Consider the following 22,731-nt stretch of genomic DNA (forward strand, 5'->3'; position numbering starts at 1 on the left):
CGACTGGTACTAATAGGCCGAGGGCTTGCCATGACATGTTGTTCGCATCCACTGTGTGACCCTGAGCACACAACCAGTGTTGCCCGGTTTCGGGTGGCTGGTTGGTGTTCGACCGTCACCCCCCCGGTGATTGTGTCCGGGGTGGGTGGGGGATAGTTGGATAGTGTTGTCGGTGGTGATGGCGGAGGGGGAACGCCCGGTCCCATCCCGAACCCGGAAGCTAAGCCCTCCAGCGCCAATGGTACTGCACTCGACAGGGTGTGGGAGAGTAGGTCGCCGCCGACATCAAACCTCGAAGAGCGTCCCCACCGGGCAGGTGGGGGCGCTCTTTTTGTCTCGTTTCTGGCGGCCGTGGTCCCGGCCCGCGGTGAAAGGCCCGGCAGCGGTGCTGCGGGGCTTTTCTGTGTTGCTGCGGGCCCTTCCCGCGTATCCGCTCGACCTGCGGCCAGGAGCGACGACCCGGTCCAGCGGGTGGGTGAACGCACTGTGGAACCACAACGCGCCGGGGGAGGGCGAGAAGGCGCGTTGTGGAACCATAACGCGCTCACGCGGCCGTGATAGGCGCGTCATGGAACCATAATGCGCTGCAGTGGCTCGAGGTGGCGCGTCATGGAACCATATTGCGCTGCAGCGGCTGAAGAACCCGCGTTGTGGAACCATAACGCGTTCCCACTCCTCGGGAAGGCGCATTGTGGAACCATATTGCAATGCAACGGCTCGAGAAGGCGCGGTGTGAATCCACAACCCGCACTTGCGGCTCGGTATGGCGCGTCGCTGTGAAACCACGACTCGTGGCGGCGGCGCAATAATAATTCGCGTTGGGGAACCGTCATGCGATGCAGCGGATGGAGAAGACGCATTATCGTCCCACAATGCGGCCAGGGCGTGGAACCACCGCGGCAGACACGGTGATGCGCCCGGGTGGCTCCACGACGCGCCCGCACTCGCGGCGTGACAGCGTCATGGACCCATAACGGGTCGTGCTCGCTCAGTCTTCCGCATCATGGATCCATAACGCGTCGTGCTCGCTCAGATTCCCGCGTTGTGGATCCATAGCGCGGCGGCGGAGCTGTGTCGGACGAGAGCGGGTCGTGAGGGGTGATGACCGCGCGTCCCGAGATGCCGAGTGTCGGCTCCGTGAGCGCGGCACGACGGTACGGACGTGAGCGGCGGTCGTCGGTCTGGGGGGTGCTCACCTGAGGCGGTGGGGGCTGGCCCCAGCGACTGCGCGGTCCAGGAGCGCCAGGCTTCGGGTCCGAGGCGCGTGCCCAGGAGGGTGTGCGGATCGTCGGGGAGGAAGCTGCTGTGTCGACCATCGTCCGGGCCGGCCCGTCGTGGGCCGAGGGTCCTACCGTTCCGCTCGCCGCCGACGGGCCGACCGTGCCCGCTCGTGCTCCATCGGGGTCGCGGGACCGTCGGATCGTCGGGGTCGACGCCGCTCGGGGTGTCGCGCTGCTGGGCATGTTCGCCACGCACGTCTTCCCGGTTTTCGGCGAGGACGGAGCCCCGACCGCGGCGACCGTCGTCGCGGCCGGACGGGCGGTCTCGACGTTCGTACTGGTGGCGGGCGTGAGCGTCGCGTTCCTCGGCGGTAGCCGGGTCGGCGGGCGCGGAGCGGCCGCGGCCGGCCTCGTTGCGCGCGCGGTACTGATCGGGCTGCTCGGCCTGGTCCTCGGCTACCTCGCGCCGCAGAACGAGGTCGACGGGATCCTGCCCTTCTACGGCGTGTTCTTCCTGCTCGCCGTGCCCCTGCTCTGGTTGGGCCAGCGCGCGCTGATCGCGCTGACCGCCGTCGCCTTCCTCCTCGGACCGGTGGCGCTCGTCGCGACATCCGTGCTGCCGCGGGCGGTCGCCGACCCCACGCTCGGAACGCTGATCCAGGACCCGGCCGGGTTGGCGATGCAGCTGTTCCTGACGGGGGAGTATCCCGCTCTCGTCTACCTCGGGTACCTCGCGGCCGGCCTGGCGATCGGCCGGCTCGACCTGTCCTCGCCGCGGGTGGGTTGGGCCCTGGTCGGGGGCGGGCTGGTGCTCGCGGCCGGCTCGCGGATCGTGTCGTGGATCCTGTTGTACCCCCTCGGCGGGCTCGCCCAGGTGACCGCGGCGGCCGGGAGGGGCACCGTCGTGTCCGGGGAGGCCGCGCAGCAGCTGCTGTGGGAGGCCGATCCGCTGCCGACGTGGTGGTACCTCGCCCTGCCCACCCCGCACGGGCACACCCCGGTCGACCTCGGACACACCCTGGGGTGCGCGATGGCCCTGCTGGGCGCGCTCCTGCTGCTGACCCGCGTCGGTGCCCTGCGTCGGCTGCTGTCCCCGCTGGCCGCGGCGGGTGAGCTCTCCCTGACGCTGTACTGCGCGCACCTGGTGGTGCTGGCGGGTGGCATCCTGGCCGACGAGCCGGTGCTGCTGCTCGCCGCGCTGGCCCTCGGGGCGCTCGCGCTGGCGACGGGGTGGCGGCGGGTCTTCGGCCGCGGCCCGCTCGAGACGCTCGTGTCGGTGCCCGCGAGCGCTGCGCGGCGCGTCGTCGCGGGGCGTTCCCGCGGGGACGGGACGAATGCCGACCGGCCCGCCCGACGAACGGACCCCGCGAGGGCGGTGACGATCGGGCTGGTGGTTGCGCTCCTGGGCCTCGGTGGCGCGGTCGCATTGGGCGCGGGTGGCGGCTTCGGATCGCCCGCGGACGCGGACGGGGTCGAGACGTTCGCGGAGTCCGACGACCCGACCGACGACCCCGGCCTCGCACCCCTGCCGCCCGGATCCGAGGACGGTGCGGACGCCCGGGAGGGCACGGACGGCACGGGGTCCACGGACGGCACGGGGTCCACGGAGGGCGAGGAGGCCGGGAGCGACCGCGCCGAGCAGCCGGGCGGTCAGCCGGACGCCGACGAGCCCGACGCCCAGCAGGACGAGGACGAGGCGGACGCCTGACCGCGGGCGGTCAGCGACGGAAGAGGCGGAGGCCGGCGGTCCGGTGGAAGCGCGGGCAGTCGCACGCCGCGCAGTCGGTGCCGCGACGGTAGTTCTCGTGGGCCGTGGCCCCGTGGCCCCGTGGCCACAGCGGCAGGCGACGTCGACGACGCCGGCACCCGGGCCGACGCCGGCGTGGCCGGGCGGGCAGGGAGACGATCGGAGCGGCGGGGCGGTCCGAGAGGATCGCGGTCGTGCTGGCTTCTACCCCCGAGGAGAAGTCCGGTTCGGTGTGTCACCCCGCTCGTCGCGCGTCCGGCCGCATCGCCCGGGCGGCGGGTTTCATCAGTGTTGACGACGCCGGCCGACCTTGCGCCCCGGCGCGGGAAACGGACGTGGGGCGGCTACGACTCGCCCCGGCTCCACCCGGCAGGCCGCCCTGGTTCGCCGTAAGTTCCCTCGCAGACTCGAGCCAAACCAGGTTTGGGCCGATGACTTCACGAGAGTGACGAGAGGAGGTCGGCGGTGAGCCTCGCTCAGTACGTCACGGAGAGATGGGACCGGTTGTCGCTCCAGGCGCTGCTCCACCTGAGCGGTGTCGTGCAGTGCACGGTCCTCGCGGCCCTCATCGGTGTGGGGGTGGGTGTCGCGGTCTACCGCAGCCCCGCCGGCTCGGCGGTCGCGACCGCCCTGTCCAGCACGGTGCTCACGATCCCGTCGTTCGCCCTGCTCGGCCTGCTCATCCCGATCGTCGGCCTGGGTGTGACGCCCAGTGTGATCGCGTTGACCCTGTACGGCCTGCTCCCGATCGTGCGGAACACGATCGTCGGGCTGGCGGGCGTCGATCCCGCGGTCACCGACGCCGCGAAGGGCATCGGGATGGGGCGGGCCGGCGTGCTCACCCGGGTCGAGCTGCGGATGGCCTGGCCCGCGATCCTCACCGGTATGCGGGTCTCCGCCCAGATGCTCATGGGCATCGCGGTGATCGCGGCGTACGCCAAGGGCTTCGGGCTGGGCTCGGAGGTCTTCTCCGGGCTGACCCGCGCGGGCTCGGCCAACTCCCTCAACCAGGCCCTCGCCGGCACGCTCGGCGTGGTGATCCTGGCCCTGCTCCTCGACGGGGTGTTCGTGCTGATCGCCCGTCTCACCATCTCGAAGGGTGTGCGTGACTGAGATGACGACGTCGCCGACCACCGATGTGAGCACCAGCGACGCCCCCGGCGTCTCCGGCGCCGAGATCCAGCTGGACCGCGTGACCAAGCGCTACCCGAACACCGCGGCCCCGGCGGTCGAGGAGTTCACGATGACCATCCCGGCCGGGAAGGTCGTCGTGTTCGTCGGCCCCTCCGGCTGCGGCAAGACCACCACGATGCGGATGATCAACCGAATGGTCGAGCCGACCTCCGGGACGATCACCATCGGCGGCAAGGACGCCCTGCACATCGATCCCGACCAGCTGCGCCGCACCATCGGGTACGCCATCCAGCAGGCGGGCCTGTTCCCGCACTACACGGTGGCGCAGAACATCGCGGTGGTGCCCGGGCTGCTCAAGTGGGACAAGAAGCGGATCGCCGCCCGCGTCGAGGAGATGATGGACCTCGTCGGCCTGGACCCGGGCACGTTCGCGAACCGGCTGCCGCGCCAGCTCTCCGGTGGTCAGCAGCAGCGCGTCGGCGTGGCCCGGGCGCTCGCCGCGGACCCGCCGGTGCTGCTGATGGACGAGCCGTTCGGGGCCGTCGACCCGATCACCCGCGGCAACCTGCAGGACGAGCTCATGCGCCTGCAGTCCGAGCTGGGCAAGACGATCGTGTTCGTCACCCACGACTTCGACGAGGCCGTGAAGCTCGGTGACAAGATCGCGGTGCTGGGCGACCGGTCGTCGATCCAGCAGTACGACACCCCCGACGCGATCCTGGCCAACCCGGCCAACGACACCGTGGCCGGCTTCGTGGGCGCCGGTGCCTCACTGAAGCAGCTCACGCTGATGCGGGTGCGCGACGTGCAGTACAGCACCGACGAGGTGCTCACGGTGTCCGAGGACGAGCACCCGGCCACCGTCGCGGACCGGCTCACCACGGCCGGGCGCACCTATGCCCTGGTCGTCGACGCGCGCCACCGGCCGACGCGCTGGGTGCACGTACGGGAGCTCGCCGGACGCCGGTCGCTGCAGCAGGCGGGCAAGCCGGTCGGCGACTCGGTGAGCACGCAGTCCACGCTGCAGGACGCGTTGGAGGCCATCCTCACCGAGGGCGGCCGGGCGGTCGTGACGGGCTCCCGCGGGGAGGTCGTCGGCACCATCGACATCACCACGGTCACGGACGTGATCGCCGGTGTCCGCGAGGAGCACGGCGCGGGGGAGGCGGGATGACCGCCGTCGCCGAGGGCCTGCCCGGGGTCAGCAAGACCAGCGCCGTCGAGCGCACCCCGAGCGTGACCTCGCGCTCGGACCGGTTCCGGCTGTTCTTCCAGCCGGTCGCGGTCGTGGTGATCGTGGTCGCGGTCGTCGTCTGGGCCCTGACGAGCGAGCTGAACGCCAACGAGCGGGAGACGCTCAACCTGCCGACCATCCTGACCCTGCTGGGCCAGCACGTGCTGATCACGATCGTGGTGAGCCTGCTCGTCGTGGCCATCGCGGTGCCACTGGGCATCGCGCTCACCCGGCCCGCGCTGAAGTGGCTCGCCCCGGTGTTCCTCGCGATCGCCAACGTCGGGCAGGCCGCGCCGGCGCTGGGGGTGATCGTGCTGTTCTTCCTGTGGTCGGGCATCGTGGGCCTCTGGGCCGTCACGATCCCGCTGGTCTTCTACACGCTCCTGCCGGTGCTGCGGAACACGATGGTCGGCATCCAGCAGGTCGACCGCTCGCTGATCGACGCCGGCCGCGGCATCGGGATGAGCGCGCGCGGCGTGCTGATGCGCGTCGAGCTGCCGCTGGCCGTGCCGCTGATCCTGGCCGGGCTGCGCACCGCGCTGGTGCTCGCGGTCGGCACCGCCACGCTGGCGTTCTTCGTCAACGGCGGCGGGCTGGGCGAGCTGATCGACACCGGCTACAAGCTGCAGCTCAACTCCGTGATGTACGTCGGCGCCGTCCTCGCGATCGGGCTCGCCCTGCTCGTCGACTGGCTCGGCGGCATCGCGGAGCGGTGGCTGGCCCCGAAGGGAGCCGAGTGATGCGCGGGATCCGGCGGATCGGGGCGGCGGTGTCCGCGCTCGCGTCGGTGGCCCTGCTGGCGGGCTGCGGGCTGTCGACCAACACCGCCGTGCCGTTCACCGTCACCCCGGGGTCGATCATGCCCGTGCCGGCGCTCGAGGGCGTGACCCTCACGGTCGGCTCGAAGGACTTCACCGAGCAGATCCTGGTCGGCTACATGGCCGAGCTGGCCCTCGCGGCGGCGGGCGCCGACGTCCGGGACCTCACCAACATCCAGGGCTCGTCGAACTCCCGGCTCGCGCTGCGCACCGGCGACATCGACCTGACGTGGGAGTACACCGGTACCGGGTGGATCAACTACCTGGGCCACACCGAGCCGATCCCCGACGAGCAGGAGCAGTACGAGGCCGTCCGGGACGAGGACCTGGCCCAGAACGGGTTGCGCTGGCTGCCCTACTCCGAGCTCAACAACACCTACGCGTTCGGCACCACGAAGGCGTACGCGGAGCAGCACGACCTGAGGACCACGTCCGACATGACGGAGTTCCTGAAGCAGAACCCCGACCAGGCCGTGTTCTGCGTGGAGACCGAGTTCGCCAGCCGGCAGGACGGCCTCCCGGGCGCCCAGCGGACCTACGGCTTCCCGACCACCGAGGTGAAGACCTTCGGCACCGGCGCGATCTACGCCGGCATCGCCAACGGTACCTGCAACTTCGGCGAGATCTTCACGACGGACGGCCGCATCGCGGGCCTGAACCTGGCGGTGCTGGAGGACGACAAGAAGTTCTTCCCGCAGTACAACATCTGCGTCGTGCTCCGCGAGGAGACCTACCGCGAGTATCCGGAGATCGAGCAGGTCATGCAGCCGGTCGCGGAGGCGCTGAACAACGAGGAGATGATCGAGCTCGGCAAGAAGGTCGACGTCGACGGCGAGGACCCGGGGATCGTCGCGCGGGACTGGATGATCGCCAAGGGCTTCATCGGCCCGGACACGGCCTGAGCGGCGCGCCCGGGAACCACGGTGCGCGCCCGTCCTGGGACGGCCAGCGCATTATGGTTCCATAACGCGGTCGAGGGCGGTCGAGAGGCGCGCTATGGTTCCATAATGCGCTCGGGATCGGTCGAGGAGCGCATTGTGGTTCCATAGTGCGGTCGGGAGCGGTCGAGGGGCGCGTTGTGGTTCCCTCAGGCGGGGCAGACCGTGCCGTCCCGGGGGATCGAGCCCGCGACGAGCACCTCCTCGACCAGGGCGGTCACGCAGGCGTTGCGCGGGTAGGCCCCCTGCCCGGCTCCCTGCCAGCCGACGAAGGAGCTGCGGCCGAGCAGCTGTGCCACCCGGCGTGCCCCGTCCTGGGGCGCCCGCGGGTCCGCGGCCGTGCCGAGCACGAGAACCGACGGGGTGTCGGCGGGCAGCGCGGTGATCGTCGGCGCGTCCGTCGAGGCCGGCCACGGGCCGCACGCCAGCAATCCTTGCGCGGCCGCGGCCCCGAACAGCGGGTACTGCCGCGACCAGCGGTCCGCGAGCCGGGCGACCTCGGACGGGGCCAGCCTGCGGGTGGTGTCGTTGCACGCCGTGGCCAGTGCGCCGTCGAACGTGCCGCCGCCGCCGAGGACGGGAGCGAGGAAGGCGATCAGCCTGGTCGGATCGCCCGCGCCGGCCGCGGCCAGCCCGGCCGCGAGCGCCGGCCACCGGGCGGGCTCGCGCAGGCCGGAGCGCAGGGCGGTGACGACGCCGCCGGCGGTGAGCCGGTCGCCGTCCGCCGAGGCCAGCGGGCGCGCGCCCAGTCCGGAGACGACGCCGGCGACGGCGGTCCGCGGGTCGTCGCCGAGGGGACAGCCGCCGCGGGCGACGCAGGCGGCGGCGAAGGCGTCGAACGCGGCCTCGGCGGCCCCCGCCCGGGCCTCACTGCGCTCCGGCTCGTCGGACACCAGGTCGACGGGGGAGTCCAGGACCACCCGGCCGACCGCCTGCGGGTGCGCCGACGCCCAGGCCGCGACGGCGGTGGCCCCGTCCCCGAGGCCGACGACGTCGAGCCGGTCGACCCGCAGGGAGGCCCGGAGCTGCTCGAGGTCGGCCGCGGTGGAGGCCGTGCGATACGAGCTGATCGTGCTGTCGAGCAGCAGGTAGCAGTCCTGCACCACCGACCGCCCCTCCTCCAGCAGCGCCCCGAGATCGGCGTCGCCCCCGGTCGGCGGGGTGTCGGTGATCGCGGCGCGCGCCTCCGGCGGGGAACAGTCGATCAGGTCGCTCCCCGTGCCGCGACGGTCGAGCCCGATCAGCTGGTACCGAGCCAGCACGGCGTCGGAGACCAGGGTCGCGAGCCGCCCGGCGGCACGGGCCGAGCCGCCCCCCGCGCTGTCCCCGACCACGACGAGAGCCGGCCGGGTACGGGGGGCGGCGGCGGCGCCGACGCGCAGCACACCGAGCCGGGTCGAGGCCGCGCCGGGCCGGGCGGGTTCGGTGTCGACGGACAGCTCGCCGCAGCTCGCGGTGAGGCTGCGCCCGGGCGGCACCGGGTGACCGCCCGCAGCGAGGGCCTCGACGGTGTCCGTGGTGCAGTCCGCGTAGTCGATCAGCGGGTCCTGCTCCTGCGGGGCGGGCAGGGCGTCCGGGTCCGCGGGCGGTGTCTCCGTGGTGGGCGGGGGACCGGTGGTCACCTCGCCACGAACGGCCACCGGGGGGCGCTGCGAGGGTCCGACGGAACAGGCGGCCAGCACGAGCACGCCCAGGAGCGCGACGATCACGACACGTGCACGGGCCCCCACGCTCCCAGTGTGCCCGTCGCCTGGTGAACCGGCGGTGAGGGGCGTCCGGCGGAGGACCGGCCGGACCCGCCTACGGCCCGCCTAACGGGCGGTCCAGCCGCCGTCCTGGGTCAGCGAGACGCCGGTGATCGAGGCCGACGCGGGCCCCCAGAGCACGCTCGCGAACTCGGCGACCTCCTCCGGCTCGATCAGCCGCTTCACCGCGACGGGGGTCAGCATGATCTTCTCCACGACCTCGTCCTCCGCGAGGCCGTGGTGGCGGGCCTGGTCGGCGATCTGCTTCTCCACCAGCGGCGTGCGCACGTAGGCGGGATTGACGCAGTTGCTGGTCACGCCGTGCGCCGCGCCCTCGAGCGCGGCGACCTTGGACAGCCCCTCGAGGCCGTGCTTGGCCGCGACGTAGGCGGACTTGTAGGGCGAGGCGCGCAGCCCGTGCGCGCTGGAGACGTTGACGATCCGGCCCCACCCCTGCGCGTACATGTGCGGGAGCACACGCCGGATCAGCCGGAACGGCGCCTCCAGCATGATCGTGAGGATCTCGTGGAACAGCTCGGGGTCGAAGTCCTCGAGCGGCGAGACGTGCTGCCGGCCGGCGTTGTTGACCAGGACGTCGACGTCACCCGGGAGGGCGTCGACGGCCGCGAGATCGGTCAGGTCGCAGGGCACGGCCTCGATCCCGTCGATCTCCGCGGCCAGGGCCTTCACGGCCGCTGCGGAGATGTCGACGGCGTACACCCGGGCGCCGTCGGCGGCCAGCCGGCGGGCCATGGCGGCCCCGATCCCGCTCCCGGCGCCCGTGACGAGGGCCGTGCGACCGGACAGCGGGGCCTGCGTGCTGGACGTCATACGGGTGAGGCTAACCAGCGGTCAGGCCACCCGGGGAGGATGCGTGACGGAGTCGAGCTCGAGCCGCACGGCGACGGCCAGGTGCGCGAGGCCGAGCGAGTCCCGGGCCTCCGCGACCACTTCGGTCTCCACCCTGCGGCACACCTCGGCGACGTCGGCCTCGTCCGTGACCCACACGATCAGCCGAAGCGCGGGGCTGCCCGGCGAGCCGACCATCCGCGCCCGCGCCCGGCCGACGCCGGGCAGGGCCGCCGCCCGGTCGGCGACGGCCTCGGCCAGCGCCCCGGCCGTGATGCGCAGCGTGGCGTCCGGGCCCGTCTCGAGCAGCAGGTCCGGGCGGCGCTCCGGGCGCAGGGACCGCGCGGCCCACCAGAGCCCGAGCACCAGGAGCACCACGCCCGAGGCGATCGCGACCCAACGCCACAGCTGCTGCTGCGTGCGGAGGGCATCGACGATCAGCGGGTCCAGCAGCGGCCGGGCGGCCCGGCCGGCACCGAAGACGCCGTAGCCCAGCAGGGCGGCGAGGGTCCCGGCGGCCAGGAGCACGAGCCCGGTGAGCGCGAGCAGGGTCCGGTCGCCGCGCACCGAGCGGGCGCCGGCCCTCCGCGAGCTCCGGACGACCCGCCGCGGGGGTGCGGTGCCGGCTCCCTCGGGTGCGCCGTCCGGTGCGGCCCTCACGGCTCCGATCGGGGTGCTCATCGGGGGTCCTTCCGGCCGCGGGTGGAGACGGTGACGCGCGGCGGCCGCGTGAGCGGCAGCTCGTCGAGCAGGGTGGAGACCCGGCCGCGGACGGTGTCGGTGAGGTCGCCCGTGCCGCCGCCGACGTCGGACCAACCCTCGGCCCGGACCACGATCTTCCGCGTGGACGCGCTCACGGTGGCCCCCGCGACGTCGTCGGACTCCCGGACGGTCCGTCCGACGAGCCGGGCGAGCACCCGCGGCGAGGTCACCACGGTCATCTCCGGGGTCGGCGCGGTGAGCTCGACGTCGTGCCGGCGGGCGAGCAGGGCGACCAGCAGAAGCAGCAGCCCGCCCACGGCCACGCAGATCGACACGACGATCACCGGGCGGTCCGCCCAGGTCAGTGCCCCGAGCGCGGCCTGCCAGGCGGGCCAGGGCACCAGGAGCCCGCTCGTCGCGGGCCGGACCCAGGCGGCGACGACCTCGACCACGAGGACGACGCCCGCCGCCGCGAGGGCCAGGCCCAGCAGCGGGGAGAGTGTGCGGAGCAGCACGCGCACGGCGGCCTCCTCCTTATCGGATCCGGGGCTGCGCGGGGCCGGTCGCCTCGCGCAGGCCGGAGACGGTGACGGCGAACGAGCGGACCCGGTAGCCGGCGATCCGCTCCAGCTCCTCGGTGACGGTGGCTCGCACCGCCGCGACGGTCTCCCGCACCGGGGCTGGATAGGCGCAGGTCAGCTCCAGGCGGACGTCGACGGCGTCGCCGGTCGCGCTGATCCGGGCCCGCGGGCCGGCGTCGCCGACCTCGACTCCGGCCAACCGGCGCTCACGGTGCAGCGTGCCCGGGACCAGGTCCGTCGCGTGCTCGACGATCGTGCGGAGTACACCGGGCGCGATGTCGAGCGCGCCGCGCTCGTCCGCGTCGGGTGCCCACCCGGGCACCGCGACCTCCGCCGGCGCCCGGCTCGCCGGGGTCGGGACCTCGGCCGGGACCGGCGCGGCCGCCGCCGGGGCGCTCACTTGTCGCGGGCCCGGCCGAGGACGCCGGACAGGTCGAGCTCGCCGTCGAGGAACCGGCCGACCGCGAGCCCGATCGCGCCGAGGACCAGCACGATGACGAAGGCGACGAACCCGCCGAAGGCCGCGGCGAGGCCGAGCAGGAGACCGGTCAGCAGGCCGGTCTGGGTGGCGTTCATTCTCGGTGCACTCCTGGATCTGGGTCTGGCCGGTCCACGCGGGTGCGGGCCCGGCGGCGGGCGGTCCGGATCGCCGCGACGACGACCCTGACCGCCAGCGGCAGGTCGGGGACGAACTGGACGGGGGCGTCGTAGCGGCGGTCGCCGGCGGGACCACCGGCGCCGGAATCACCGGCACCGGGACCACCGGCAGGCGGGCGGGCGGCCCGCTCCGCCCGGAGGCGGGCCAGGCCCTCGACGAAGGCGTCGGGGTCGCCACCGCGGTCCGGGTGGTGGTCGCGGACGAACGCGCGGTAGGCCGCCCGTTGCTCCGGCGTCCCCGTCTCCTGGGGCTCCGTGCCGTCGGTCACGGGCCGATCTCCACGACCGTCAGCGGGCCGGCCGGCCGGCCGGGCCCGGGTTCGACGACGTCGGACACGGTGACGTCGACCGGACGACCGCCCGCCACCTCCGCCACCCGCGCCCGCAGCCGGGCCACGACGTCGGGGATCGGCGCCGTGAGGGACAGCACGACGGCCACCTCGACCGGCCCGCCGTGCTCATCGACCCGCACCCCGAGGAGCCGGCGCCCCGGCAGGTACGTGGCGACGGCGCCGAAGACCCCGCCGTCGAGCCGCACGACCGCCGGGTCGGCGGCCACCAGGTCGGCGACGCGGAGGGCGAGCTCGTCGGAGCCCTCCCGAGGGCTCTGCGGCGCACCGCCGGGTGGCGGGCCCGTCACTCGACGCGTGACGGGGCCGGCGTGGCGGGCGCGGGCGGGGCCTCGTCCTCGTCGGGCAGGTGGATGTCGTTGACCGCGATGTTGACCTCGATCACCTCGAGGCCGGTCATCCGCTCCACCGCGGTGATCACGTTGCGCCGCACGGCACGCGCAAGGTCCACGATGGACGCGCCGTACTCCACGACGATGTCCAGGTCGACCGCGGCCTGCTTCTCGCCGACCTCGACCTGCACGCCCGCGACATTCGACGCGCCGGTGCCGCCGCCCGGGATGCGCTCGCGCAGCGCACCGAACGTCCGGGACAGGCCGCCGCCCATCGAGTGGACACCCGAGATCTCCCGCGCCGCGATGCCCGCGATCTTCTGGACGACCGAGGCCGCGATCGTCGTCTTGCCCTGGGAGGTCTCCTCGGCCAGCCGACCCGGGCTGCCCGAAGAGCCCGTGGCGGCGGAGGTCGACGGGGTGGCGGCGGCCGGGACGCCGCCGGTGGTGCTGCCGGTGGTGCTGCTCATCGCGTACTCCTCGGAGAACCGTGGGGTGCGCCGGTGCCCGGCGCCGTACACAGCATCCGACGGACCGGGTCGGCGCGGCCTCACGGCACATCACCCGATCGGCGGGTCGTCGGTGCTCCGGGCCCGTCGCGGACCGGACGCCCTGTCGTCCGTCCCGCTCCGCGCGCCGACGCGGGGCGCGGGACGGACGCGCCGGTGGGCGCTCGTCCCGGCCGCGGGGCCGCCCTCGCAGTGCCGGTCGCCGCGACCACCCTCGCGGGCGTCGCCGGCGTCCGGCAGCGGTCACGCCGGTCGCACATACCGCAGCAGCAGCGTGCCGTCCTCCTCGAGGACGGACGCCAGCCGCATCCCCTCGGGGGCGTGCCCGCCCGGGCCGTGCGCGATGCGGCCGGCCCCGCCCGCGGCGAGCAGCGGGGAGAGGGTGAGGCAGAGCTCGTCGACCGCCCCGGCGGCGATCAGGTCGCCGTGCAGCCCCGGGCCGCCCTCGCACAGCACCCGCCGCAACCCGCGCCGCTCCAGCTCGCCGAGCAGGGTCGCCGGGGTCAGGTCCGGCAGCTCGACGACGTCGGCCCCGGCCCGCCGCAGGCCTGCCCGCCGCCCGGCCGGGGCCGTCGCTGTGGTGAGCACGATCGTCGGGACCGACGTGTCCGTGAACAGCCCGAGATCGGTGTCCAGCGCGGCCGACCCCGTGACGACGGCGATCGGCGGGGGAGTGTCGCGGCCGAGCGTCGGCTTCCGGGCCCCGCGGTAGCGCTCGGCGCGGGCGGTGCCGGCCCCGACCAGGACGACGTCGGCGAGCCGGCGCAGCGTGCCGAACACCGCCTTGTCCGCGGGCGTGCCCAGGCCCCCCGACCGGCCGTCGACCGAGACCGCGCCGTCGAGGCTCGACACGAAGTTGACCCGGACCCAGGGCCGGGCGGGCTCCGACGGGTAGGCGTAGGCCTGCAGCAGGTCCACGGTGCCCATCCCGGCGGGAACGGTCCCGGTGAAATCAGGCGGGGTGAAATCAGGCGGGGTGAAATCAGGCGGGGTGAAATCAGGCGGGGTGGAATCGGTCCCGGCGGAATCGGTCCCGGCGGAATCGGTCGGGGCGGGCTCGATCGGCAGCAGACGGCGCACCGGCCCATCCCAGCACCCCGCGGCCGCCGGCGCGCCCCCGCGCGGGCCCCTCAACTGCCCGGACACCGACGAGTGTGATCCACGGGAAGGGCGCCGGGACTTTTCGCACGGACGGGCTAAGGATAGCCTCACCACGACTGAGGTGCCCCGCACTGTGGTGACCCTGTGCTCACGGGAAGGCGTGCCTCACCTGTCCGGCAACGATCGGGAGGACGTGACGTGGCAGTCGGATCGGCGCCGGTGGTGCCGGCCGCGGGTGGGCGCGGGCGCGCCCGGCCGAAGCGGACCCCCCGCACGCGCCGACTGGTCGGTCTCGGCCTGCTCCTCGGGCTGCTGGTCCTGGCCGTGCTGGCCAGCATCGCGTTCGGCACGAAGGTCATCCCGTTCTCGCACGTGTGGAGCGCCCTGTGGGCGCCGACGGGGACCGAGGACGACATCGTCATCCGCTCGCTGCGCCTCCCGCGCACCGTGCTCGGGGTGCTGGCGGGTGCCGCGCTCGGCCTCGCGGGCGCGCTCATCCAGGGCCACACGCGCAACCCGCTCGCCGACCCCGGCCTGCTCGGGGTGAACATGGGCGCGGCCTTCTTCGTGGTCGTCGGGATCTACGTGTTCGGCGTGACCACGTTGTTCGGCTACGTCTGGTTCGCCTTCGCCGGCGCCATGGTCGCGAGCGTCGCCGTGTTCCTGCTCGGCTCCGCGGGCGGTCGTGGCGGGCCCACCCCGGTGACTCTCGCGCTGGCCGGTGCGGCGCTGTCGTTCCTGCTCAGCGGCCTGGTCTCGGCGATCATCCTGATCGACACCGACACGCTCGACGCCTACCGGTTCTGGAACGTCGGCTCGCTCGCCGGGCGGGACACCGTCGTCGCCGGCCAGGTCGTGTGGTTCATCGTGCTCGGGGCCCTGATCGCGCTGGCCACGGCTCCCGCGCTCAACGCGCTGTCCCTGGGGGAGGACGTCGCCCGCTCGCTCGGCCAGTCCGTGCAGCGGACCCGGGTGCTCGGGATCGTCGCGATCACGTTGCTCGCCGGCGGGGCCACCGCCGCCTGCGGGCCGATCGGGTTCGTCGGGCTGGTGGTGCCGCACGTGGTCCGGGCCCTCACCGGGCCGGACCACCGGTGGTTGCTCCCGGCCTCCGGGCTGCTGGGTGCGGTGCTGCTGCTCACCGCGGACGTGATCGGCCGGTTGGTCGCCCGGCCGGGCGAGCTGCAGGTGGGCATCGTCCTGGCCCTGGTGGGCACGCCGTTCTTCATCGCGCTCGTCCGCCGCAGGAAACTGGTGACGATCTGATGGCCGCCCCCACCCGGTCGGCGCCCGACCCGGCCGCCGGCGAGCTGCTCGCGCGCGTCCCCGGCCGCCGCCCCTTTCGTCGCGGGCCCGTCTCGGGCGTCCGGCGCCCGCGGAACGTCCTGGTCCTCACGGTGTCACTGGTCGTGCTGGTGCTCGCGGTGGCGCTCAACGTGGGCCGCGGCGAGTACCCGATCGGCATCCCGGACGTGCTCGCCACCCTGTTCGGGGGCGGCGACCCGAGCCAGCGGTTCATCATCCTCGAGCTGCGGCTGCCCCGCTCGTTGACCGGCCTGCTCGTCGGCGGCGCACTCGCGGTGTCGGGCGCGATCATGCAGGCGATCGCGCGGAACCCGCTGGCCAGCCCGGACATCATCGGCATCACGTGGGGCGCGAGCGCCGCCGCCGTCACGCTGATCGTGCTGGGCGGCGCCGGGCTGGCCGGCACCCTCGCCGCCGTCGGGTTGCCCGTCGCGGCCCTGGTCGGCGGGCTCGTCGCCGCCCTGGTGATCTACGGGCTGGCCTGGCGCAGTGGCATCCAGGGCTTCCGGCTCGTGCTGGTCGGCATCGGCATCAACGCGATGCTCGTCGCCGTCGTGAACTGGCTGTTGATCGTGGCGCAGGTCTACGAGGCCGCCCGGGCCACGGTCTGGATCAACGGCAGCCTCAACGCCCGCGGCTGGGAGCACGTGGTACCGGTCGGGCTCGCCCTGCTCCTCCTGGTGCCGGCGGCGCTGGTGCTGTCCTTCGTGATGGGTGCGCTGCAGTACGGCGACGACACCGCCCGCGGGCTCGGGGTGCGGGTCGACCGCACCCGCAGCCTGCTGCTGCTGGTCGCGGTCGCGCTGGCCGCCGTGGCCACCGCGTCCGCCGGGCCGATCGCCTTCGTCGCCCTGGTGTCCCCGCAGATCGCCCAGCGGCTGGTCGGCTCCCCGCGCCCGCCGATCGGTGCCTCCCTGGTCATCGGCGCCGCGCTGACCGTCGTCGCCGACCTGATCGCGCGCACGGCCTTCGGCGGGGTGGAGCTGCCCGTCGGCGTGGTGTCCGCGGTGCTCGGCGCCCCCTACCTGCTCTACCTGCTCGTCGGACAAGGCCGGGAGGCCCGCGCATGACATCGAACGCCGAGACCGCGGTCGCCGAGAGCGCAGGCGGGACCCCGGACGGGACCGTGCGGCTGCGGGCCGAGGGCGTCCGCCTCGGGTACGGCGAGCGTGTGGTCGTCGACGACCTCGACCTCGACGTCCTGCAGGGCACCGTCACCGCGGTGATCGGGCCGAACGGCTGCGGCAAGTCGACGTTGCTGCGCGCCCTCGGCCGGCTGCTCAAGCCCACCCGCGGACACGTGCTGCTCGACGGCCGGCGGATCGACGACATCCCCACCAAGCAGGTGGCGACGGTGCTGGGCCTGCTCCCGCAGGCGCCGGTCGCACCCGAGGGGCTCACGGTCGGCGACCTCGTCGCGCGGGGCCGGCACCCGCACCAGACCTGGTACCGGCAGTGGTCGGGCGACGACGAGGAGGCGGTGGCCGAGGCGCTCGCCTGGACGGGCATCTCGGACCTCGCCGAGCGGCCGATCGACGAGCTCTCCGGCGGCCAGCGGCAGCGCGCCTGGATCTCGATGGCCCTCGCGCAGGGCACCGACCTGCTGTTGCTCGACGAGCCCACCACCTTCCTCGACCTGGCCCACCAGGTGGAGGTGCTCGAGCTGGTCGAGCGGCTGCACGTCGAGCGCGGCCGGACGGTGGTGATGGTCCTGCACGACCTCAACCTCGCCGCGCGCTACGCGGACCGGCTCGTGGCGATGAAGGCCGGCCGGATCGTCGCGCAGGGCACCCCGGCCGAGGTGATCACCGAGCCGCTGCTCGGCGAGGTGTTCGGCCTGGAGGCCAGGGTCATCGCCGATCCGGTCGCCGGCACCCCGCTCGTCGTGCCCACGGGCACCCGCTGAGCGACCGCCGGACCCCGGTCGGCGGACCTTCCGCGCTCGGCGCCGTTTCGCTCCGTGACCGGGGACCGGCTCCGGGGGCTGCGAATCTCCTGGGGGTGATCTTCGCGGGCACCCCGTAAGGTGCCGCCATGGCGACCGCGCGCGAGACCTTCCGGGTTCCGTCCGGGCCCGTCGACCTGTCGGCCATCGACCCCCGGGGTCGCCCGATCGGCCCGCGGGACAAGGCCGACGCCGCGCTCGAGATGGAGAACCTCGGGGCGCGGCTCGACATCCGCCAGGAGGCCCTCTTCGCGGAGGGCACCTCGGGCGGGCGGCGGGCGGTCCTGCTCGTCCTGCAGGGGATGGACACCTCGGGCAAGGGCGGGACGATCCGGAACGTGCTCGGGCTGGTCAACCCGCAGGGCGTGCACATCGCCTCCTTCAAGCGGCCCACCGAGGAGGAGCGGGCGCACGACTTCCTCTGGCGGATCCGCAGGCACGTCCCGGAGCCCGGGCGGATCGGGGTGTTCGACCGCTCGCACTACGAGGACGTGCTCGTCGCGCGGGTGGAGGGGCTGGTGCCCGAGGAGGTCTGGCGGGCGCGCTACGCGGCGATCGCCGACTTCGAGCGGGAGCTGTCCGGGCGGGGCGTCACGGTGCTCAAGTGCATGCTGCACATCTCCCCGGAGGAACAGGCGCAGCGGCTGCTCGCTCGTCTCGACGACCCGCAGAAGCGCTGGAAGTACGACCCGGGGGACATCGACTCGCGGGAGGAGTGGCCGGCGTACCAGGAGGCCTACGCCGCGGCCATGCAGCACTGCGACTCCGACGCCGCGCCGTGGTACGTCGTGCCCGCCGACCGCAAGTGGTACCGGAACTGGGCGGTGGCGGCGCTGCTGGCCGAGACCCTCGACGACGTGGCCCCGCAGTTCCCGCCGCCGGGCTACGACGTCGACGCCGAGCGGGCCCGGCTGAAGCGGTCGTCCGGGATCCGGTGAGCGCGGCGGGTCAGCTCACGAACGTGTGCAGCACCGAGTAGGCCAGGGCGGCGCACAGCGCGGCGGCCGGGAGCGTGACCACCCACGCGACCGCGATGTTGCCCGCCACGCCCCACCGGACCGCCGACAGCCGTTTGGTCGCGCCGACACCCAGGATCGACGAGGTGATCGTCTGCGTGGTGGAGATGGGGGCGGCGAACACGAACGCGGTCGTGTAGAGCACCGAGGAGGCCGTGAGCTCGGCCGCGAACCCGCGCGGCGGGTCGAGGTCGATGATCCGCCGGCCCAGGGTCCGCATGATGCGCCAGCCACCGGCGTAGGTGCCCAGCGACAGCGCGCCCGCCGAGATGAGCACGACCCACCACGGCACGTCGCTGCCCTGGTGGAAGCCGCCGACGACCAGGGCCAGCACGATCACGCCCATCGTCTTCTGGGCGTCCTGCAGGCCGTGGCCCAGGGCCATCGCCGCCGCGGAGACGGTCTGCGCGAACCGGAACCCGCGGGTGGTGCGCGTCGGGCTCCGGTCCCTGAACAGCCACAGCAGCACGATCATGACGATCCCGGCCAGCAGGAACCCGACGACCGGGGACAGGATCATCGGGATCACGACCTTCTCGACGACGCCGTCCCACTTCACCTGGCCCGCGGAGGCCAGCGCCGCGCCGACCAGGCCGCCGATCAGCGCGTGCGAGGACGAGCTCGGCAGGCCGAACCACCAGGTGACGAGATTCCAGGCGATCGCCCCGATCAGGGCGGCGAGCACCACGGCGAGCCCGGGCATGCCCTGGGGCGCCTCGATGATCCCACTGCCGACCGTCGACGCGACCTCGGTGCCGAGGAAGGCGCCGACGAGGTTCATCACCGCCGCCATCAGCAGGGCCACCCTCGGTGAGAGGGCCCGGGTGGCCACCGACGTCGCGATGGCGTTCGCGGCGTCGTGGAAGCCGTTCGTGTAGTCGAACACGACCGCCACGACGATGACGACGAGGACCGCCGCGAGCAGCATCAGGCTTCCTTGACCGCGATGCTCTCGATGGTGTTGGCCACCGTCTCGAAGGCGTCCGCGGCCTCCTCGAGGGTGTCCACGACCTCCTTGAGCTTGATCACCTCGAGCACCGCGGCGGGATCGGTGACGGCCTCGTCCGGGGACAGCAGGCCGGCGAGGATGGCGTGGTACGCCTCGTCGGCCTCGTCCTCCAGCGAGTTGACGTGGATCCAGAAGTCCTGCAGCTGGGCCATCCGCTCCAGCCGCGGCATCGCCTCGGCGGTCGCCGTCGCGGCCCGGCAGAGGACGTCGACCTGCATCGCGATGCCCGCGGGGAGCCGCTCCAGCCGGTAGAGCACGATCCGGTCCGCCGCCTCCTCGATGGAGTCGACGACGTCGTCGAGGGAGGAGGCGAGCCGGTAGATGTCCTCGCGGTCGAACGGGGTCACGAAGACCGAGTTCAGCTTGACCATGATGTCGTGGGTGACCTCGTCGCCCGCGTTCTCGGCGTCCTTGACCCGCTTCGCGATCGCGGCCCGCTCCTCCGCCGGCGCCTGGACCAGCGCCGACAGCTCGTTCGCCGCGACCACGATGTTCTCCGCGGCGCGGGTGAAGAGCGGGTAGAAGCCGCGCTCGTGTGGCGTCAACCGGAAGGCCATGGCGTGTTTTCTACCCGTTCACCGGTGCGCCATCCCGGCCGGGGCCGACCGTGCCGGGCCGGCCCGGCGGCCCCGGTTCGCGCGGTTCAGCCGATCAGGGCCCGTCCGATGATCTCCTTCATGATCTCGTGGGTGCCGCCGTAGCTGGACTGCACGCGCGAGTCGACGAAGGCCTTGGCGATGGGGTACTCCATCATGTAGCCGTAGCCGCCGTGCAGCTGCAGGCAGCGGTCGACCACCCGCTTCTGCAGGTCGGTGCCAGGTCGGCGAGGATGCCGTTGGTGATGAACGTCTTGGCGCCGTTGAGGATCCAGTCGTCCCCGTCCTTCTCGGCGTGCGTCGCGATGCCCTGCAGGTCCGAGCCGGTGCCGGGTTCGGTCATGCCGATCGCGGTGATGATCTCGCCGGAGCAGAAGCCGGGGAGCCAGCGCTGCTTCTGCTCGTCGTTCGCCAGCCGCAGCAGGTAGGGCGCGACGACGTCGTTGTGCAGCGGGAAGCCCAGGCCGCTGGTCCCGGCCGCGGTGATCTCCTCGAGGGCGACCGCGTTGTAGCGGAAGTCGGGCGTGTCGCCGCCGAACTCCTCGGGGACGTCGGTGCCGAGCAGGCCGGCCCTGCCGGCGGAGAGCCAGATGTCGCGGTCGACCTGACCGGCCTTCTCCCACTGCGCGTGGTGCGGCACGACCTCCTTCTCCAGGAAGGTGCGGACGAGGTCGCGGAACGCGTCGTGCTCGGCGTCGAAGATGTCGCGCTGCATGACGGGAGCGTCACATACTCGTCGGTACCTCAAGGCTCCGATGAGGGAACCCGGCACCTGGCCCTGGTCAGCGAGCCGGGGGTCACGAACCCGGACGTACCGCCCCCAAACGGAAGTGTGACCGCTCGGCCCGTCGCTCACCCGGCCGCTCGTCGCCCCCAGTCGACCGCACCACCGGGCACGGAAAAGGGCCGACCGTTAACCGATCGGCTAGAGGGGTGAATGATGCCAACGCCGCTAATACCTGCAACGGCAGTTCAGCTGCGGGTTCCGCTCGTTCGGGGCTCGTGTCCGCGGATGACAACCACGGGGCAGGGCGCGTGGTGGACGCAATACGACGCGACGGAGCCCAGGTGCAGCCCGGGGAGCTCGTCGCCACCGTGGCTGTGGCTGCCCACCACGAGCAGCTGCGCTTCCTGCGCAGCGATGGTGAGCGCGAGTGCGGGCCTTTTCTGGATCAGCTGCGTGGCGATCCGGACGTCCGGCTGCTCGGCCTGGACCTCGGCGACGGCCCGGTCGAGGACCAGGTGGGCGTCGCGGGCGTAGTCCGCCTCGGTGTACGTGGGCACCATCATGATCGTCACCGGGACCTCCCACCCGGTCACGGCGTGCACCTCCGCGCCGGTGAGCCGGGCCTGCTGCGCCGCCCACCGCAGCGCGGCGACGCTGCGCACCGACCCGTCGACGCCGACCACGATCGGCGGCGGTGCCTGCTGTTCGGACATCGTCTCCTCGCCTCCGCGCAAGCGTGGTAGCTCTTGGCGTCCCAGCTTGTCATACGGCGGACCTGACGACGGCGAGCTGGGCCGCTCGACCCGACCCCGCACCGGCGCAGATCGGCGGGCCCGGGAATCGGAGGCCGTTCGGCACTGCGCGACGGGCCACCCGACGGGATAGACAAGCCCGGCGAACCGAAGGAGGTCGTCCATGTCCTGCTGGTGAGGTCACGGCCCGTGGCACCACTACGGCCACGCCTACCCGGCGCCCGGGTATTACCCGCCGGAGTACGGGCGCCCGTACCGTGAGCCCGGCTACGGGCGCCGACGCTCCGACGAGGACCTCGAGCGCCACCTGGCCGCGCTGGAGGAGGAGATCGCGCGGCTACGCGATGAACTCGCCGCGCAGCGCCCCGGAGGGGACCAGCCGTGCTGACGAGCGCCGACCTTCCTCGGCCCGGCTGGTAGAGGGTCACGACGAGGCGAAAGCGTCCTTATGGCCGTCAAGACACCGTGGTGGCCACAGGCCGATGCTCCCCGTTCCACGACGTTCGAACTGCCGTTGCAGTGTTAGTCGTCGGCTTCTGCCGTTGATCTCCGGGGGTACTCCGCGGGCGCTTCGGCTCCCCGCGCCGACCGCGTGCCATTCCGGCCTATCGCCAGGCCGAGCACGACCTGCAAACCACAGTTCGGCGGTGATCTTGCAGGCGCCACGCGGCGGGCCCACACCTCCCCGTCTCCCTCGTCCTGGTCGCCTTGCTCGTCGCGGCGGTGGCGTCCATGGTGGCGGTAGTCCATCACAGAGCGACGCCGCAGGCACCTCTACTCCGCCGTCGCGGCGTCGGCAATGCCGTGCAGAGGGGCCTAATCTAACCGCCGCAAATCGCCCGGCGATCAAGCCGTCGTGCAAATCCCTACGAGGAGTGACGATGCTGTGATCGACGGTTACCTTCGAGCGCAAGCGACCCGCTGGCGTCCCGAGGCGCAGCGGGTCCGCCGCGTCCAGCTCGGCCGGATCGTCGCAGCGCTCCCAGCGGCCCTCACTGAAGTGACCGAAGAGGACATGCTCGCCTGGCGCCAGGGCCTCCGCGGCCGGCCAGAGACCATCGCCTCCTGCACCAGTGCTGCGCACGGGATCTTCCGTGGGATGACCGTGCGGGCCCGACCCCGACTCCGCGACGACGACCCCACCCTCATCCTCGACCGCCCGAAGATCCCCGAAGCCCTGCCCCGGCCGATGGTCGACCGACACTTCGACCTCGCCCTCGCGTGCGCGACGGCCGACCCCGAGCTGTACGCCTGGCTGGCCCTGATGGGCTGCTGCGGGCTGCGCTGCTGCGAGGTGGCCTGGCTCCAGGTCGGCGACGTCGAGATCCGCGACGATGGCTCCGGGCTCCTCCATATCGAGGGGAAGGGCGGGAAACGGCGGATCGTCCCGATGGGCACGACCCTCGTCCCCGTGATCGAGCCGTTCATGCGGGGCCGCGGGCCGCTGTTCACCCGGGCCACCGA

Annotated in this window: 25 protein-coding genes and 1 rRNA gene; 11 read left to right on the forward strand and 15 right to left on the reverse strand. The window is 73.2% G+C overall.

The features are described from left to right. Positions 1–168 precede the first annotated feature (168 nt). The 6 genes from rrf (at position 169) to ACL02T_RS33840 (ending at position 7,055) form a co-directional block, all read left to right on the forward strand. Positions 169–285, forward strand: a 5S ribosomal RNA gene (gene rrf / locus ACL02T_RS33815). Positions 286–1,305: 1,020 nt separating this feature from the next. Next, a complete protein-coding gene (locus tag ACL02T_RS33820) occupies positions 1,306–2,928 on the forward strand; it encodes a heparan-alpha-glucosaminide N-acetyltransferase domain-containing protein (protein WP_412834905.1) in 1,623 nt (540 codons plus the stop codon). Between the two features lie 504 nt (positions 2,929–3,432). After that, on the forward strand, positions 3,433–4,080 hold the full coding sequence (locus ACL02T_RS33825) for an ABC transporter permease (protein ID WP_412834906.1): 648 nt from the start codon (positions 3,433–3,435) through the stop codon (positions 4,078–4,080). A 1-nt stretch (position 4,081) separates the two neighbouring features. After that, positions 4,082–5,275 (forward strand): ABC transporter ATP-binding protein, encoded by a 1,194-nt coding sequence (locus ACL02T_RS33830; protein WP_412834928.1) that lies wholly within the window; start codon positions 4,082–4,084, stop codon positions 5,273–5,275. Continuing rightward, a complete protein-coding gene (locus tag ACL02T_RS33835; protein ID WP_412834907.1) occupies positions 5,272–6,075 on the forward strand; it encodes an ABC transporter permease in 804 nt (267 codons plus the stop codon). The genes ACL02T_RS33830 and ACL02T_RS33835 overlap by 4 nt, the downstream gene beginning before the upstream one ends. Beyond that, a complete protein-coding gene (locus tag ACL02T_RS33840; RefSeq protein ID WP_412834908.1) occupies positions 6,075–7,055 on the forward strand; it encodes a glycine betaine ABC transporter substrate-binding protein in 981 nt (326 codons plus the stop codon). The genes ACL02T_RS33835 and ACL02T_RS33840 overlap by 1 nt, the downstream gene beginning before the upstream one ends. A gap of 185 nt (positions 7,056–7,240) precedes the next feature. On the opposite strand, the gene ACL02T_RS33845 is transcribed toward ACL02T_RS33840, so the two are convergent. From ACL02T_RS33845 to ACL02T_RS33890, 10 genes are all read right to left on the reverse strand, one after another. Beyond that, positions 7,241–8,821, reverse strand: a complete 1,581-nt coding sequence (locus ACL02T_RS33845; protein ID WP_412834909.1) for an alpha/beta fold hydrolase — start codon at positions 8,819–8,821, stop codon at positions 7,241–7,243. Positions 8,822–8,902: 81 nt separating this feature from the next. Next, positions 8,903–9,667: a 3-hydroxybutyrate dehydrogenase gene (locus ACL02T_RS33850; protein ID WP_412834910.1), complete on the reverse strand. Its 765-nt coding sequence runs from the start codon at positions 9,665–9,667 to the stop codon at positions 8,903–8,905. Positions 9,668–9,688: 21 nt separating this feature from the next. After that, a complete protein-coding gene (gene amaP / locus ACL02T_RS33855; protein ID WP_412834911.1) occupies positions 9,689–10,366 on the reverse strand; it encodes an alkaline shock response membrane anchor protein AmaP in 678 nt (225 codons plus the stop codon). Then, positions 10,363–10,908, reverse strand: coding sequence for a DUF6286 domain-containing protein (locus ACL02T_RS33860; protein ID WP_412834912.1), 546 nt, complete (start codon positions 10,906–10,908; stop codon positions 10,363–10,365). The genes amaP and ACL02T_RS33860 overlap by 4 nt, the downstream gene beginning before the upstream one ends. 13 nt (positions 10,909–10,921) lie before the next feature. After that, positions 10,922–11,368 (reverse strand): Asp23/Gls24 family envelope stress response protein, encoded by a 447-nt coding sequence (locus ACL02T_RS33865; protein WP_412834913.1) that lies wholly within the window; start codon positions 11,366–11,368, stop codon positions 10,922–10,924. Next, entirely contained in the window at positions 11,365–11,544 is a 180-nt protein-coding gene (locus ACL02T_RS33870; protein ID WP_233307677.1) for a hypothetical protein, read from the reverse strand. The genes ACL02T_RS33865 and ACL02T_RS33870 overlap by 4 nt, the downstream gene beginning before the upstream one ends. Continuing rightward, positions 11,541–11,894 carry a hypothetical protein gene (locus ACL02T_RS33875; protein ID WP_412834914.1) on the reverse strand — a complete coding sequence of 118 codons (354 nt, stop codon included), beginning with the start codon at positions 11,892–11,894 and terminating at the stop codon, positions 11,541–11,543. Before ACL02T_RS33875 ends, ACL02T_RS33870 begins: the two co-directional genes overlap by 4 nt. Beyond that, the gene (locus ACL02T_RS33880) at positions 11,891–12,265 is read right to left on the reverse strand and encodes a hypothetical protein (RefSeq protein WP_412834915.1); all 375 of its coding nucleotides are present in this window, start codon (positions 12,263–12,265) and stop codon (positions 11,891–11,893) included. The genes ACL02T_RS33875 and ACL02T_RS33880 overlap by 4 nt, the downstream gene beginning before the upstream one ends. Continuing rightward, complete coding sequence (locus ACL02T_RS33885) at positions 12,262–12,777, reverse strand: Asp23/Gls24 family envelope stress response protein (protein WP_412834916.1); 516 nt, start codon at positions 12,775–12,777, stop codon at positions 12,262–12,264. Before ACL02T_RS33885 ends, ACL02T_RS33880 begins: the two co-directional genes overlap by 4 nt. 282 nt (positions 12,778–13,059) lie before the next feature. Beyond that, positions 13,060–13,896: a pyrimidine reductase family protein gene (locus tag ACL02T_RS33890; RefSeq protein WP_412834917.1), complete on the reverse strand. Its 837-nt coding sequence runs from the start codon at positions 13,894–13,896 to the stop codon at positions 13,060–13,062. Positions 13,897–14,115: 219 nt separating this feature from the next. Here ACL02T_RS33890 and ACL02T_RS33895 point away from each other — a divergent pair, with 219 nt between their 5' ends. The 4 genes from ACL02T_RS33895 to ACL02T_RS33910 all read left to right on the forward strand — a co-directional run bounded on the left by ACL02T_RS33895 (position 14,116) and on the right by ACL02T_RS33910 (position 18,105). Further along, positions 14,116–15,183 carry a FecCD family ABC transporter permease gene (locus ACL02T_RS33895; RefSeq protein WP_412834918.1) on the forward strand — a complete coding sequence of 356 codons (1,068 nt, stop codon included), beginning with the start codon at positions 14,116–14,118 and terminating at the stop codon, positions 15,181–15,183. Continuing rightward, positions 15,183–16,292 carry a FecCD family ABC transporter permease gene (locus tag ACL02T_RS33900; protein ID WP_412834919.1) on the forward strand — a complete coding sequence of 370 codons (1,110 nt, stop codon included), beginning with the start codon at positions 15,183–15,185 and terminating at the stop codon, positions 16,290–16,292. Before ACL02T_RS33895 ends, ACL02T_RS33900 begins: the two co-directional genes overlap by 1 nt. After that, on the forward strand, positions 16,289–17,128 hold the full coding sequence (locus ACL02T_RS33905; protein WP_412834920.1) for an ABC transporter ATP-binding protein: 840 nt from the start codon (positions 16,289–16,291) through the stop codon (positions 17,126–17,128). Before ACL02T_RS33900 ends, ACL02T_RS33905 begins: the two co-directional genes overlap by 4 nt. A 128-nt stretch (positions 17,129–17,256) precedes the next feature. After that, entirely contained in the window at positions 17,257–18,105 is an 849-nt protein-coding gene (locus tag ACL02T_RS33910) for a PPK2 family polyphosphate kinase (protein WP_412834921.1), read from the forward strand. A gap of 10 nt (positions 18,106–18,115) precedes the next feature. Here the strand turns inward: ACL02T_RS33910 and ACL02T_RS33915 are convergent, their stop codons facing one another. The 5 genes from ACL02T_RS33915 to ACL02T_RS33935 form a co-directional block, all read right to left on the reverse strand. Beyond that, the gene (locus ACL02T_RS33915) at positions 18,116–19,111 is read right to left on the reverse strand and encodes an inorganic phosphate transporter (protein WP_412834922.1); all 996 of its coding nucleotides are present in this window, start codon (positions 19,109–19,111) and stop codon (positions 18,116–18,118) included. Next, on the reverse strand, positions 19,111–19,749 hold the full coding sequence (locus tag ACL02T_RS33920; protein ID WP_412834923.1) for a DUF47 domain-containing protein: 639 nt from the start codon (positions 19,747–19,749) through the stop codon (positions 19,111–19,113). Before ACL02T_RS33920 ends, ACL02T_RS33915 begins: the two co-directional genes overlap by 1 nt. An 86-nt stretch (positions 19,750–19,835) precedes the next feature. Then, positions 19,836–19,946 (reverse strand): acyl-CoA dehydrogenase family protein, encoded by a 111-nt coding sequence (locus ACL02T_RS33925; RefSeq protein WP_412834924.1) that lies wholly within the window; start codon positions 19,944–19,946, stop codon positions 19,836–19,838. After that, a complete protein-coding gene (locus tag ACL02T_RS33930; RefSeq protein ID WP_412834925.1) occupies positions 19,943–20,503 on the reverse strand; it encodes an acyl-CoA dehydrogenase family protein in 561 nt (186 codons plus the stop codon). Before ACL02T_RS33930 ends, ACL02T_RS33925 begins: the two co-directional genes overlap by 4 nt. 257 nt (positions 20,504–20,760) lie before the next feature. Further along, positions 20,761–21,228 (reverse strand): universal stress protein, encoded by a 468-nt coding sequence (locus tag ACL02T_RS33935; RefSeq protein ID WP_412834926.1) that lies wholly within the window; start codon positions 21,226–21,228, stop codon positions 20,761–20,763. 1,039 nt (positions 21,229–22,267) lie between these two features. On the opposite strand from ACL02T_RS33935, the gene ACL02T_RS33940 reads away from it, so the two are divergent. Further along, positions 22,268–22,731, forward strand: a 464-nt coding sequence (locus ACL02T_RS33940) for a tyrosine-type recombinase/integrase (protein ID WP_412834927.1), incomplete at its 3' end; no start/stop codon positions are given.

This window comes from Pseudonocardia oceanicola, from assembly GCF_047200735.1.
GTDB lineage: Bacteria > Actinomycetota > Actinomycetes > Mycobacteriales > Pseudonocardiaceae > Pseudonocardia.

Excerpts from the sequence above, each read along its gene's own strand:
- ACL02T_RS33885 (WP_412834916.1), bottom strand. The coding sequence starts at position 12,777 with ATGAGCAGCACCACCGGCAGCACCACCGGCGGCGTCCCGGCCGCCGCC.
- ACL02T_RS33850 (WP_412834910.1), bottom strand. The coding sequence starts at position 9,667 with ATGACGTCCAGCACGCAGGCCCCGCTGTCCGGTCGCACGGCCCTCGTC.
- ACL02T_RS33870 (WP_233307677.1), bottom strand. The coding sequence starts at position 11,544 with ATGAACGCCACCCAGACCGGCCTGCTGACCGGTCTCCTGCTCGGCCTC.
- ACL02T_RS33830 (WP_412834928.1), top strand. The coding sequence starts at position 4,082 with ATGACGACGTCGCCGACCACCGATGTGAGCACCAGCGACGCCCCCGGC.
- ACL02T_RS33930 (WP_412834925.1), bottom strand. The coding sequence starts at position 20,503 with ATGCAGCGCGACATCTTCGACGCCGAGCACGACGCGTTCCGCGACCTC.
- ACL02T_RS33915 (WP_412834922.1), bottom strand. The coding sequence starts at position 19,111 with ATGCTGCTCGCGGCGGTCCTCGTCGTCATCGTCGTGGCGGTCGTGTTC.
- ACL02T_RS33925 (WP_412834924.1), bottom strand. The coding sequence starts at position 19,946 with ATGATGGAGTACCCCATCGCCAAGGCCTTCGTCGACTCGCGCGTGCAG.
- ACL02T_RS33910 (WP_412834921.1), top strand. The coding sequence starts at position 17,257 with ATGGCGACCGCGCGCGAGACCTTCCGGGTTCCGTCCGGGCCCGTCGAC.
- amaP (WP_412834911.1), bottom strand. The coding sequence starts at position 10,366 with ATGAGCACCCCGATCGGAGCCGTGAGGGCCGCACCGGACGGCGCACCC.
- ACL02T_RS33900 (WP_412834919.1), top strand. The coding sequence starts at position 15,183 with ATGGCCGCCCCCACCCGGTCGGCGCCCGACCCGGCCGCCGGCGAGCTG.
- ACL02T_RS33920 (WP_412834923.1), bottom strand. The coding sequence starts at position 19,749 with ATGGCCTTCCGGTTGACGCCACACGAGCGCGGCTTCTACCCGCTCTTC.
- ACL02T_RS33905 (WP_412834920.1), top strand. The coding sequence starts at position 16,289 with ATGACATCGAACGCCGAGACCGCGGTCGCCGAGAGCGCAGGCGGGACC.
- ACL02T_RS33935 (WP_412834926.1), bottom strand. The coding sequence starts at position 21,228 with ATGTCCGAACAGCAGGCACCGCCGCCGATCGTGGTCGGCGTCGACGGG.
- ACL02T_RS33840 (WP_412834908.1), top strand. The coding sequence starts at position 6,075 with ATGCGCGGGATCCGGCGGATCGGGGCGGCGGTGTCCGCGCTCGCGTCG.
- ACL02T_RS33835 (WP_412834907.1), top strand. The coding sequence starts at position 5,272 with ATGACCGCCGTCGCCGAGGGCCTGCCCGGGGTCAGCAAGACCAGCGCC.